Below are 12,187 nucleotides of genomic sequence, written 5' to 3' on the forward strand. Positions count from 1 at the left end.
GTGAAGCGGCGCATGCGGCAGGCGTTGCACAGGCTCCCGGGCATGGGCGTCGTCTCCCCGGGGGCGGACATCCTGGCCGGGCTGACGCTGTGGGGCGTGCTGGCGCCGGAGGCCCTGGCCTATGCGGGCATGGCCGGAATGCCGGTCCAGGCGGGCCTGTACACGCTTTTGGCCTCCCTGCCGCTGTATTTTCTCCTGGGCGGCAGTCCCGTTATGGTCTGCGCCGCCACCTCGTCCGAATCCATCATGATGGCGGCCATCATCGCCCCCCTGGCCGGAGGCGATCCGGCCCGGTATGTCGCGCTCACAACCCTTCTGGTGCTCTGCGCCGGGGCCATCTTCCTTGCGGCGGGCCTTTTGCGGCTTGGGCGCGTCACCGCGTTTCTGTCCAAGCCGGTGATGACCGGATTCATCTTCGGTCTGGCCGTCTACATCGCCGCCAGCCAGTTGCATAAGATTTTAGGGCTGCCGCGCGGTCACGGCGACATGTTCATGCAGGTCGTGCATCTGGCCGAGCATATGGGACACTGCAATCCGGTCACCATGGCCGTGGGCCTTGCTGCCCTGGCCATGCTGTTTTTCTTTGAAAGGCTCGTCCCGCGCCTGCCGACCGGGCTGTGCATCCTGGTCCTGGGGATCGTGGCCTCCCGGCTGTTCGATCTGGGCCCGGAATTCGGCGTGGACACGGTCCAGGCCTTCCCCGCCGGTCTGCCGTCCCCGGCCTTTCCCACAGTCCATGCGGCCGACCTGAAGGCCCTGGCCCCGGCGGCGGCCGGATTGGCCCTGGTAGCCTTTTCCCAGGCCCTGGGCGCGGCGGAGCACTCCGCGGCACGGTTCGGGCTGCGCGTCGAGGCCGACAGGGAACTGACGGCCCTGGGGGCGGCCAATCTGGGCAGCGCCCTGGTAGGGGGAATCCTGGCCGGGGGCAGCATGTCCTCCACCGCCGTCAACGTCGCCGCCGGGGCCAGGAGCAAGGTCTCCTCGGGGGTGGCCGCGCTGATGGTCGGACTGACCCTGTGTTTTTTCACCCCACTTTTTTACGGGCTTCCCGAGGCCATCCTGGGCGCGGTGGTGATGCACGCCGTGGCCAGGCTGATGAAGGTGTCCGAGGTGCGGCGCTACTTCCGCCAAAGTGGCTACGAATTCGTGCTGTGCCTGATCGCCCTTGGCGGCGTGGTGGTGCTCGACATCCTGCCCGGACTTATGCTGGCGGTTTTTGCCTCGTTGGCGTGTCTTCTTTTTTTCGCCAGCACCATCGATCTCTCCGTCATGGGGGAGATCAGGGATTGCGGGGTCATTTGGGTGAGCGCGCGCCAGCATCCCCGGGCCAGGGAAGTCCCCGGAATCCGGGTGCTGCGGATGGAGGGGGCGCTTTTTTTCGCCAACGCCGGGAAATTTCAGGCTGCGGTCATGGATTTTTGCGCGGGCTCGGCCACGCCCCGGGCCCTGGTCCTGCAACTCAAGGCCAACCGGCGGCTGTGCATCACCTCCGCCGACATGCTCCTGGCCCTGGCCCGGGATCTCAAAAAGGCCTCCGTGTTGCTGGCCTTTGCCGACCTCGCCCCGAACGTCGCGGCCATGTTCGGCAAAAACGGGATGGCCGACCTGGTGGGGGAGCGGCATATGTACGACGACATCGAACGCGCCGTGACGGATATCCAGGACAGGCTCGGCATGTCGCGGCCCGGCGATCCGTCCGCTTTGCGGCCCGGCGATCCGTCCGCTTCGCGGCCCGGCGATCCGTCCGCTTCGCCTCCCGCCACGCCGCCAGCCTGAGAGAGGGGGGCTGCGGCCCGCTTCCAACCCGCAACCGACTCATTCTAAACAGGATATCGATCCCGGATAGGGCTGTGCCGTGAAGGCGCGGGGGCCGTGGGGCGCGGGCTTTTCAGGGATTGGCCGCCAGACAGGGGCAAAAGGCCAGGGCCGTCTCGGACAGGCGGCGGGGCGCGCCAGCGTCCAGGTCGTCTGACCCGTCGGCCTCCCGGTACAGGACCAGGGGCGGCAGGACGGCCAGTTCCCGGCCGCCGTTTTTGACGGCCGAGACGAGGACCAGCCGGGCCGGATGGTCCGGCCGGGACAGGACGGGCAGCAGGGTTTTGGGTTCGAGGTTTTTTTCGGTCAGGGCGGTGATGAGTCCGGTCAGCCTGGAGGCCGGATAGACCACGGACAGCCCGCCCCGGTTGGCCAGGAGAAAGGCCGCCGCCGACAGGAAGTCGCTGAGCGCGCCTAAGGACTCGCAGCGGGCCAGGTGGCGTCCCGCATGGGGGCTTGTCCGGCCTGCGCCCATGGGCCGGTAGGGCGGATTGCACAGGATGTGGTCGAAGGATTCGGGTTCGGGGCGATAGGCCCCCTGGCGCGGCGGGTCGGCGGCCCGGGCGCGAACGTCCCGGACATCCAGGACATGGGCCGAAAAGACATCAGAGAGGCCAAGGCGGGCGGCGTTTTCCCCGGCCGCCCGGACCATGTCCGGGGAAATGTCCAGACCGGTCATTGTGACGCCAGGAGACGCGTCGCGCAATAGCAGCCACAGCCCTGCCGGGCCGCAGCCGCAGCCCAGGTCCAGCACCCTGGCCCCGGGCCTGGGTGAGGCGAAGGCGCCGAGCAAAAGCGCGTCCAGGGAGAACCGCCAGCCCGATTCGGGTTGGGAAAGTCCCCGGGGGAAGAGGGCGCGGGCTGTATGTATGGCGTCAGTGCTCGGGGCGGGGCTTTCCATAAAACGACCCATCTCGGATATTCGTTTGGTCGGCCGGGCTCGGGGCCTGCGACACGGCGCGGCGTCAGGCCATGCGTCGCTTCGCTCGGGCCTGCCTGCCGCGCCATGCGCAAACCCGTCGCCCGGCCTGTCCGTCCCGGTTCAGCAGCCATCGTAAAAAAACCGTCCGGTCTCTGCTCCCCCGTTTGGGGTTTCCAAAGGGGCTTGCCCCTTTGGCCGCCGGAGGCCTCCCCCCTGCCCAATTCCCCTACGACGCCTGGGTCTTGCGCATGCGCATGTTCAAAAATTCCACCAGAAGCGAGAAGAACATGGCGAAGTAGATGTAGCCCCGGTCGATGTGCTTGCCCAGTCCCTCGGCCACCAGGAACACCCCGATGAGGATCAGAAACGACAGGGCCAGCATCTGGATGGTGGGGTGGCGATGAACGAAGCGGCTGACCGTGTCGGCGAAGACCATCATGACCAGGACCGCCGCCACGACGGCCGAGACCATGATCCATATCTGCCCCACCATGCCCACGGCGGTAATGACCGAATCCAGGGAGAAAATGATGTCCAAAAGGGCGATCTGGGTCACGGCCGAACGGAAGGTCAGCACCTTTTGCACGGCGTGGTCCTCGAGGGGCCGGTGTTCGATCTTGTCGTGGATTTCGAAGGTGGACTTGGCGATGAGGAAAAGCCCGCCGGCGAGCAGGATCATATCCCGGCCGGAGATGTCCAGCTCCATGATCGTAAAAAGCGGCGCGGTCAGGCGCATGACCCAGGTGATGGCGAAGAGCAGCGCGATGCGCGTGCCCATGGCCAGAAGCAGCCCGATCTTGCGGGCCTTGGATTGTATGGCGTCGGGCAGGTTGTTGGTGATGATGGCGATGAAGACGATGTTGTCGATGCCGAGCACGATTTCAAGGCCTGCCAGGGTCAAAAAGGCAATGGCGATTTCAAGGGTGGTCACGGCGGGTGTCCTTTAGGATGTTTTTTTACGGAACCGTCGGGGGACGAGGCGCTTGGCCAGTCCGGTCACCATCCGGGCCTCCTCCACCCCGAAAAGGGCGCTGACGGCCATGTAGGCCGCGGCCAGGGGCAGGATCAGGACCAGGGACAGGACGGGAAACCCGGACAGCGCGTAGGCGGCCGCGCCGATGCACAGGCTCAGGCCAAGGCCCACGGCCAGGGTTTTGTCCAGGGGGAAAAAGGGACCGATTTTTTTGCGCAGCATGATCCACAGGATGAGCACATTGAGCCACGAGGAGACGGAGGTGGCCAGGGCCAGCCCCACATGGCCCATGGGGCCCATGAGGCCATAGCCCGTGGCGGCGTAGGCCGCCAGACACACGGCGGCGGTCACGGCCGGGGTCTTGGTGTCCGAAAGGGCGTAGTAGGCCGAAAAAAGCGGCCGCACGCAGGCAAACGCCGGAAGGCCCACGCTAAACGCCACCAGGGCGGCGGAGGTGGCGGCCTCGGCCTCGGGGGAAAAGGCCCCCCGGCCGAAAAGCACGGCGACCATGGGATGGGCCAGGGCGATAAGTCCCGCCGTGGACGGCAGGCTGATGAAAAGCGTCAGCCGCAGGGAGGCGGCCAGGGTGGAGGTGTATTCGTCCATGCGCCCGCCCGTGGCCAACCGGGACAGGCTGGGCAGGGCCACGGTGCCGATGGCCACCCCGAAGACCCCCAGGGGGAACTGCACCAGCCGGTCGGCGTAGTACAGGTAGGACACGCTGCCCGTGGGGAGGTAGGAGGCCAGGAGGGTGCCCAAAAGGATGTTGAGCTGGTAGACCGCCGCGCCGAAGGCCGTGGGGATCATGAGCTTGGCCATCTTGATGACGCCTGGGTCTTTGAGCCGGAAGGGGCCGCGCCAGCGAAACCCGTATTTGCGCATCCACGGCTGCTGCATGGCCCATTGTCCGAAACCGCCCACGAGCACGGACCAGGCCAGGACGTAGGCCGGGTCCAGGCCGAAGACCCAGGCTACGCCGGCCCCCAGGATGATGGCCGTGTTGAGTTCCGAGGTGGCCAGGGCCGGGGCCAGGAAATGGCCCATGGAATTGAGCACGCCCATGCACAGGGCAACGGCCGAGATCTGGATGATATAGGGGAAGACGATGCGCACCAGATCCGTGGTCAGGGCGAACAGTTCGGGCTTGGAGGCAAAACCCGGGGCGATGAGCCGGGTGACGGGCTCGGCGAAAAAGATGGCCAGGACGGTGATGACCGACAGGATGCCGAGCAGCCAGACCAGGGCCGAACGGGCCATGGCGAAGGCCGCCTCGTCGCCCTCGGTCTCGCGCAGGTTTGAAAATACGGGCACGAAGGCCATGGTCATGGAGCCCTCGGCGAAAAGCCGCCTCAGCATGTTGGGCAGGCGCAAGGCCACATAGAAGGCGTCGGCGTACATGCCCGCACCAAGCACGGAGGCCAGGATCACATCCCGGAAAAAGCCCAGGATGCGGCTGACGAGGGTCGCGCCTCCGACGATGGAGACGTCCTTGGCGATCTGTTTGGCGTGTTCGTTCATAGGCATGGCGGCCGTGGACGACCGGCGCGGCGGCGCATGGTAGCCCCGACGGCCGGACAAGTCACCCCTGGCACCGGGGGCAATACGTGGAGGTCCGCCCGGCCACCTTGGCGACGGCAAGGGGCGTGCCGCAGGTCGGACAGGGTTCGCCTCCCCGGCCGTAGACCGCAAAGTCGTTCTGGAAGCCGCCTTCCAGGCCCTCCGGGGTGCGGTAGTCGCGGATGGTGCTGCCCCCGGCGGCGATGGCCCGGGTCAGCACCTGTTGCAGGACGGCGAAGAGTTTTTTGCGCCGGGCCGGGGTGAGGTCGCAGGCCCGGGCGTCCGGGCGGATGCCCGCCAGGAAGAGGGATTCATCGGCGTAGATGTTGCCCACCCCGGCCACCACGGTCTGGTCGAGCAAAAGGGCCTTGATGCGGGCGGTCTTTTTTCCGAGCCGCGCGGCCAGGATCTTGGGATCGGTCTCCAGGGGCTCCGGCCCCAGGGCGGCATAAAAAGGCCAGGAGGCGAGGTCGGCCAGCAGGCGGCAGTTGCCGAAGCGGCGCTGGTCCTGGAAGAAAAGGGCCTGCCCGTTGTCCAAAAAGAGCTGGAAGCGGGTATGTTTGGGCGGCGCGCTGGCGGCCTCGCCGATCCATAGCCGTCCGGTCATCTTGAGATGCACGGCCACATGGGCGGCGTCCGTCCGGCCCGGGGCCGGGTCCAGGTCGAGGATGAGCAGCTTGGCCCGGCGGCGCACGGCCCGGATGCGGCAGCCGCGGACGCCGTCGCGAAAGGCGTCGCCGCTGGGGCAGTCGGCCAGCACCGTGGGACACAAAAACCGGGCGTCGGCCACGGTTCGGCCTGTGAGGCCGGGCGATAAGCCCCGGGCGATGGTTTCCACTTCAGGCAGTTCGGGCATGTGCGGTTCTGGGTGCGGTTGGCGCTGTGGTCCGGGCCGGGAGGTCACGGCGCAGGCGGGCGGCGCAGCGGTTCATGGCCGTTCGGGCAGCTCGACGGAGAGGTCCAGGGATTCGCCGCCCCGGAGCACGGTCAGACGTAGCGGCGTTTTCTCCCGTCCGGCGTCCATGGCCGCCTTGTGCAGGTCCAAAAGGGAGCTCACCGGCCTGCCCGCCACAGCGACGATGGCGTCGCCGGGCAAAACCCCGGCGGCCTCGGCCCGGGAACCTGGCGCAACGGCGGTCACTAGGGCCGGGGCGGGCGTTTTCCCGCTGGTGTCGGACATCTCCAGGGAAAATCCCAGTCGGCTTTGAAAGACCAGGGGACAGTAGAAGAAGAGATCGGCCTCGCCTGGTTCTGGATCAAGGCCGCCGCGCCAGGGCATGATGGTCAGGATGGCCGCGTCCGGGTCCAGGCGGCGGATGCGGGCGGCAATGCCGTCGCCGAACTCCACATGCCCGCCGCCAGCCAGGATCAGCGCCGGGCGGCCGCTTCGGGCCTGGGCGGCCACGGCCGCAAAGGCCATCTGGGTGTCCCACAAGGCCTGCACGCTCAGGAAGGAGCGCAGGCGGGCCGCGCTGACGTCGCCTGCCGGGGCGCCGGATTTGGGGGCGTGGGGCATCATGGCCGCGTGCTCGGCGAAAAATGCGGTCAGGCGTTGCGTGGCCTTTTCGCCTGCCGGGAGAATCGCTCCGGGCAAAAGGGCGCTCTCCGAGGGATTCAGGGATGTGACGCCGCGCCCCCCGGCCCGCCTTGCCAGTTCCGAAGGCAGGTTCAGGGCGTAGACCGGCAGGCCGTGCCGGGCGGCCAGTTCGAAGATCGGGGCGTACAGGGAGAAGGAGAATCCCCAGTTTTTTTTCCAGTCCAGGGCCCGGGGCAGATCGGCCACGGCCAGTTTCCCGGCCTGAAAGGCGGCAAGCATGTCCTGCCGGGTGACGTCCACCATCTCCAGGCCGATGGCCGGACGCTGTCCGGCGTCAAGGAGCGCGGCCAATACGGCGGCCTGGGCGGCGTGGTCGCAGGCGCTGGGGTGGGACTCGCCCACCAGGATGTAGTCGTATGGGGCGACGGTCCGGGACAGGTCGTTTCCGGCCAGGGGGCGGCCGGTGCGGTCAAGAAAGGTTCCCTGGGCCACGGCCCCGGCCCGGGCGGCGAAGCCGTCGGGCATGGCCGCCAGGGCCTGGGGGCGTGAGGTGGCGGATTTTCCGGCGCATCCGGCCAGAAAAAGCGCGAAAAGCGACAAAAAGCCCGCCAGCCGGAACATGCGGGCCGGGAGGCGGTCTTTCGTCATCCGCCGCGTCGCCCCGGCGTTCCCGCACGGGAAGACCGGGGCGGCGCTACGGCAAAGGGCGTCGTACGCGGGACGCGGCGCTAATCCCACTTGCGTTTGTCCTCGATGGGCCGGATCTGCGGCGGCAGGGTGCCGGGCACGAGCACGGTCAGGGAGGGGCGCAGTTTGATCCGTTCCCGGAACTTGTGCAGCAGGTCTTCCTCGCGCTTGAAGTTGCTGGCCTCGATGACCAGATTCATCTCGTCGATGCCGCCGGGGTTGGTGACTTCGATCTGCCAGCGCTTGATCTCCTCGAAGCGGCTGATCACCTGCTCCACCTGATGCGGGTAGACGAACATGCCCTTGATGCGGGCGGTGGTGTCCACGCGGCCCACGATGTTGCCCAGGCGCGGCGAGGTGCGGCCGCAGGCGCAGGGGGCGCGCTCGATGTAGGACAAGTCCCCGGTGGCCAGGCGGATGAGGGGATAGGTCTTGTTGAAGGCCGTGACCACGATCTCGCCCACCTCGCCGTCCTTGAGGGGGATGCCGGTGTCGGGATGGCAGATCTCCACGAAGGCCCGGTTGGCGATGTGCAGGCCCGTCTTGTGGAAGCACTCATAGCCCACGCATCCCACGTCGGCCGTGCCGTAGCCCTGGCGCATGATGATGTCGAATTTCTTTTCCAGGTTGGCCCGCATTTTTTCCGAGAACTTTTCCCCGGTGACGAAGGCCACTTCCATATACAGGTCTTTGCGCAGGTTGAGCCCCGCCTCCTCGCCCTTCTGGGCCAGGTGCATGAGGTAGGAGGGGGTGCCCACGTAGCCCGTGACCCGCAGCTTCTGCATGATCTCAAGCTGGGTGGTGGAGTTGCCGGGACCGGCGGGCACCACGGCGCACCCCAGGTTGCGCAGGGGCTCCTCGAACATGAGCCCGGCCGGGGTCAGGTGGTAGTTGAAGGTCACCTGGACCAGGTCGCCGGAGCGGAATCCCGAGGCGTAAAAGCCCTCGGTCCATCCCCAGTAATCCTCGTCGCGGTCTTCGGGATCGAAGATGGGGCCGGGGGACAGAAAGATGCGCCGCAGCTCTCCCATGTCCTTGGTCAAAAGGCCGCCCAGGCGCGGTCCCATGGACTGCAAAAAGATGAGCTCTTTTTTCTTGAGGATGGGGATATGCTTGAGGTCCGAGAGGGTCTTGAATTTGCCCACCTGGAACTGGGCCCGGTCGAAGCGTTTTTTGACATCCTCGGAATACCGGTAGGCGTAGGTCAGAAGATCCTTGATCTGGATCTGGTAATATTGGCGGCGCTCGGATTCATCGAGCACCTCGCGACGGCTGTAGATGCCCTCGGTGCGGTCCTTGCGGGTCATCGGCGACTCCTCATGGCAGACGAAAAAGGGGTTTTGTGGATTCTAGCTTAAAAAACGGGTCAATTAACCCTCTCGCCACAAAAAAGCAAGACAAGAAAAGAAGGCCGGGCGGGCGCAGGGTTAGGGGGCTTTCGCAGGAGAGGGCGCGGCATGCGGGCGGGAGGGGCGCCTTTCTGCCGTGATCAGGGTCTCGCCAGGGGCAGGCGGGCCTCGAAGGTGAACACGCTGCCCTGTCCGGGCGTGCTCTCCACGGTGACGTCGCCGCCCATGGCCCGGGCCAGCCGCCGGGAGATGGAAAGCCCCATGCCCGTCCGGCCGAAGCGCTTGGTCAGGATGTCCTCGGCCAGGACGAAATCCTCGAACACGGACTCACGCATTTCCGGGGCGATGCCCACCCCGGTATCCGACACGCGGATCATGAGCAGGACTTCCCCTTGTGGCGGTGCGTGATAGCCGATGTCGACGGCGACCTCGATCCTCCCGGCAGGGGTGAACTGCAGGGCGTTTTCCAGCAGATTCAGGACCACCTGCCGGAACCGGTCCATGTCGCCGGTCACCGCACGGGGAACCTCCCGGGCGATATGGGTCGTGACCGCAAGGCCCTTTTTTCCCCCTTCGCGGTCCAGCCAGGCGAAAAGCGGGGACAGGGCCTCCCGGACATCGAAGTCCGCACGACGGCCTGCCGGGGGGGCGCTTATCAGGGTGGACAGGGTCAGCAGATCGTTGACCATGGCCGTCAACCGTGCGCAAGCGTCTTGGATGATGTGCAGGGATTCGGCCTTCTGGGGATCGGGCGTTTCGGATAAAAGCATCTCGGTCATGCCCATGATGCCGTTTAAGGGGGTGCGCAGCTCGTGGCTCATGTTGGTCAAAAAGGCGGTCTTGGCCGCGTTTGCGGCCTCGGCCTCGTCCCTGGCCCGGCGCAGATCCGCCTCCAGGCGTTTCTGCACGGTGATGTCCGTCACAACACCCACCAGTCCGAGCACCTGGCCGTCGGCGGAGGTGAAGGGGGCCTTGCTGAGGATCACGTAATGATCGGCCCCGGCGGTGTCGCGCACCTGCACCTCATAGCGTTCGGGGGTGTTTTCGAGAAAGATCCGGCGGTCGTGGGCGTCATAGATGGAGGCGTGATCCGGAGGATAGAGCTCGAATGCGGTTTTACCGAGGATCTCCTGCTTGGGCCTTCCGATAAGCCCTTCGAAGGCCGTGTTGCATCCCAGGTAGCGGCCTTGGGTATCCTTATAATACAGCGGGCTGGGGATGGCTGAAAACAGCGTTTCCAGAAACTGACGATGCTCGTTTCGGCTGCGTTCAAGTTCCCGGCGCAGCGTCTGCTCGGCGGGAACGTCTGTGGATGACAGGCAACAATCCGAGACCCTTCGAGATTTACGCATGGGAGTCCTGTCTGCCGTGCGGGCCATGTTTTGCGTGAGAAGCGGGGTGAAGTCGCAATGAGACGGGAAAAAGGCGACGGGTCGGTGCAATGAACCAAAAAAAACACTGCCTGGCAAGCCTGGAGCGTCGCTCGAGCATCCCTCCCGTTATGCGTCGGCGCCCGATGGCGGCGGATCGGACGCGGCCATATTGGATGTGTCGGTCGCATGGGGCTCTTCGGCTGTGTCGACCGTATGGGGCGTAGCGGTTGCGTCAGGGGTGTCGGGGGCGTTGTCGTCCGGGTTTTCCTGGGTGCGGCGCACCCGATCCAGCACCGGAATGCTTCCGGTGAAAGGCGTCCCGGCATGGCGGGCGAAGATCAGAAAGCCCGTGTGGGCCACCATGCGGTCCTCGGGCCGCAGCCGGTCGGCCACGGGCTTGTAGCGCCGCACCAGGATCTCCAGCACCTCCACATCCTCGAAGGGCGCGGTCTCCAGGCCCCGCAACAGGTCGGAGATCTGGTTCGTGGTGGGCAAGAGAAATCCCACGGGCGCGCCCGGACAGACCACGGCGGCGACCTGCTCCAGATGGTCCCAGGGGGTGCGCACGTCGAGAAACAGGGCGTCGGCCCCGGACGGGTCGCTGGCCGGATCGCCCGGAACCATGCCTTCCGGGGCGAACCCCTGGAGGATGTCGTGGTTGTAGCGGGCGACACGGTGGGATAGGCCCGCCGCCTCCAGGTTTTTTCCCGAAAGCTCGTAGAATTCCGGACGCCGCTCGAAGGTGTAGACCCGCCCCGTGTCGCCCACCTGGTAGGCCAGGGCCGTGGTCAGGCCTCCCGAACCGCTGCCGGCCTCCACCACCCGGACGCCGGGGCCGATGCCGAGTTTTAAGAGCAGGTAGCCGATTTCCTTGGGATACATGATCTGGGTGGAGCGTTTGACCCCCTTGATGAGCTGGTAGGTGGACGGCCGCAGAACGCGATACAGGCTCCCCATATGGGAGGCGATGACCCCGCCGTAGCCAGCCTGGGTGACCTGGGAGAGGTCGATCACCCCGTCCTGGGTGTGCAGTTTTGCCTCAGGATCGAATTTGCGCAGATATTGCTTGCCCTTGGGGCTGACCAGCAGTATCAAATCTCCGGGCGTCAGCATTGTTTCCCCCTGGAATTTTTGCTAAAAAGAAACAGTTGTCCTCAAGCGGCCCGCCGTGTCAAGATGCATTGCGGGACAACGAACACGCGGGAGAGAAAAAGACATTTTCAAGTACGTTTTTGGTCCGGTGCGATCCGGCCGCCTTGGCCTGTCCCTGGGCCTCGACCTTTTGGGCGCGAGAATCTGTTCCTTCGACTGTCTCTATTGCGAAGTGGGAGCCACCGACGCCCTGACCCTGGCCCAGAAGCCGTATGTTTCGGCCGAGCGCCTGATTGGGGAACTGTCCGCGTTCGCCGCCTCCGCGCCGCCTGCTTTCGATGTGGTCACCCTCGGCGGACTTGGGGAGCCGAGCCTCAATACCGACATGGAGCGCATCATCACCGGGTGCCGGGAGATCTTTTCCGGCGTGCCGGTGGCCGTCCTGACGAACTCAAGCCTTTTGTCCCAGGCGGCGGTTCGCAGGCGTCTGGCCCTGGCCGACATTGTTTTGCCCTCCATGGACACCCTGGTTCCCGGGGAGTTCGCCGCGCTCAACCGCCCGCATCCCGACCTGTCCCTTTCGGCCATCCGCCAGGGGCTTTTGGATTTTCGTTCAGGTTTTTCCGGCCGTCTCTTTCTTGAGACCCTGATCGTCGGCGGGATCAACGATACGGCGGAAAATCTGGACCTGCTCACCGATTTTTGCCGGGAACTGCGGCCCGACCGGGTGGACGTGGTGACCATGACCCGGCCCGGGGCCTACTCCACGGCCCAGGCCGCCCCGACGGATACCCTGGCCCGTTTTCGGGCCGCCCTGGGCGCGGCCGGGGCAGACGGCGACATGGGGCACGGCCCTGCGGCCCTGCGCTCCCGTCTGGCCGA

The 12,187-nt window shown here is 66.0% G+C and carries 10 protein-coding genes; 2 read left to right on the forward strand and 8 right to left on the reverse strand.

The window, feature by feature from the left end:
- The first annotated feature begins 12 nt into the window (after nt 1–12).
- On the forward strand, nt 13–1,776 hold the full coding sequence (locus V3572_RS00430; RefSeq protein ID WP_332108991.1) for a SulP family inorganic anion transporter: 1,764 nt from the start codon (nt 13–15) through the stop codon (nt 1,774–1,776).
- A gap of 112 nt (nt 1,777–1,888) precedes the next feature.
- On the opposite strand, the gene V3572_RS00435 is transcribed toward V3572_RS00430, so the two are convergent.
- From V3572_RS00435 to V3572_RS00470, 8 genes are all read right to left on the reverse strand, one after another.
- Nucleotides 1,889–2,716 carry a tRNA1(Val) (adenine(37)-N6)-methyltransferase gene (locus V3572_RS00435; RefSeq protein ID WP_332108992.1) on the reverse strand — a complete coding sequence of 276 codons (828 nt, stop codon included), beginning with the start codon at nt 2,714–2,716 and terminating at the stop codon, nt 1,889–1,891.
- Nucleotides 2,717–2,963: 247 nt separating this feature from the next.
- Nucleotides 2,964–3,668 carry a TerC family protein gene (locus tag V3572_RS00440; RefSeq protein WP_332108993.1) on the reverse strand — a complete coding sequence of 235 codons (705 nt, stop codon included), beginning with the start codon at nt 3,666–3,668 and terminating at the stop codon, nt 2,964–2,966.
- A 12-nt stretch (nt 3,669–3,680) separates the two neighbouring features.
- Nucleotides 3,681–5,228 carry a murein biosynthesis integral membrane protein MurJ gene (murJ, locus tag V3572_RS00445; RefSeq protein WP_332108994.1) on the reverse strand — a complete coding sequence of 516 codons (1,548 nt, stop codon included), beginning with the start codon at nt 5,226–5,228 and terminating at the stop codon, nt 3,681–3,683.
- A gap of 61 nt (nt 5,229–5,289) precedes the next feature.
- Nucleotides 5,290–6,123 (reverse strand): bifunctional DNA-formamidopyrimidine glycosylase/DNA-(apurinic or apyrimidinic site) lyase, encoded by an 834-nt coding sequence (gene mutM, locus V3572_RS00450; RefSeq protein ID WP_332108995.1) that lies wholly within the window; start codon nt 6,121–6,123, stop codon nt 5,290–5,292.
- 72 nt (nt 6,124–6,195) lie between these two features.
- Nucleotides 6,196–7,452, reverse strand: a complete 1,257-nt coding sequence (locus V3572_RS00455) for a ChaN family lipoprotein (RefSeq protein WP_332108996.1) — start codon at nt 7,450–7,452, stop codon at nt 6,196–6,198.
- Between the two features lie 80 nt (nt 7,453–7,532).
- Nucleotides 7,533–8,798, reverse strand: coding sequence for a phenylacetate--CoA ligase family protein (locus tag V3572_RS00460; protein WP_332108997.1), 1,266 nt, complete (start codon nt 8,796–8,798; stop codon nt 7,533–7,535).
- Nucleotides 8,799–8,980: 182 nt separating this feature from the next.
- Nucleotides 8,981–10,192: a two-component system sensor histidine kinase NtrB gene (locus V3572_RS00465; protein WP_332108998.1), complete on the reverse strand. Its 1,212-nt coding sequence runs from the start codon at nt 10,190–10,192 to the stop codon at nt 8,981–8,983.
- Nucleotides 10,193–10,339: 147 nt separating this feature from the next.
- Nucleotides 10,340–11,326, reverse strand: coding sequence for a tRNA (adenine-N1)-methyltransferase (locus V3572_RS00470; protein WP_332108999.1), 987 nt, complete (start codon nt 11,324–11,326; stop codon nt 10,340–10,342).
- Nucleotides 11,327–11,453: 127 nt separating this feature from the next.
- On the opposite strand from V3572_RS00470, the gene V3572_RS00475 reads away from it, so the two are divergent.
- A partial coding sequence (locus V3572_RS00475) for a radical SAM protein (protein ID WP_332109000.1) occupies nt 11,454–12,187 on the forward strand: 734 nt, incomplete at its 3' end.

This window comes from Desulfolutivibrio sp., from assembly GCF_036584575.1.
GTDB lineage: Bacteria > Desulfobacterota > Desulfovibrionia > Desulfovibrionales > Desulfovibrionaceae > Desulfolutivibrio.

Coding starts and splice junctions, on each gene's coding strand:
- V3572_RS00430 (WP_332108991.1), top strand. CDS start 13: ATGCGGCAGGCGTTGCACAGGCTCCCGGGCATGGGCGTCGTCTCCCCG.
- V3572_RS00435 (WP_332108992.1), bottom strand. CDS start 2,716: ATGGAAAGCCCCGCCCCGAGCACTGACGCCATACATACAGCCCGCGCC.
- murJ (WP_332108994.1), bottom strand. CDS start 5,228: ATGAACGAACACGCCAAACAGATCGCCAAGGACGTCTCCATCGTCGGA.
- mutM (WP_332108995.1), bottom strand. CDS start 6,123: ATGCCCGAACTGCCTGAAGTGGAAACCATCGCCCGGGGCTTATCGCCC.
- V3572_RS00455 (WP_332108996.1), bottom strand. CDS start 7,452: ATGACGAAAGACCGCCTCCCGGCCCGCATGTTCCGGCTGGCGGGCTTT.
- V3572_RS00460 (WP_332108997.1), bottom strand. CDS start 8,798: ATGACCCGCAAGGACCGCACCGAGGGCATCTACAGCCGTCGCGAGGTG.
- V3572_RS00465 (WP_332108998.1), bottom strand. CDS start 10,192: ATGCGTAAATCTCGAAGGGTCTCGGATTGTTGCCTGTCATCCACAGAC.
- V3572_RS00470 (WP_332108999.1), bottom strand. CDS start 11,326: ATGCTGACGCCCGGAGATTTGATACTGCTGGTCAGCCCCAAGGGCAAG.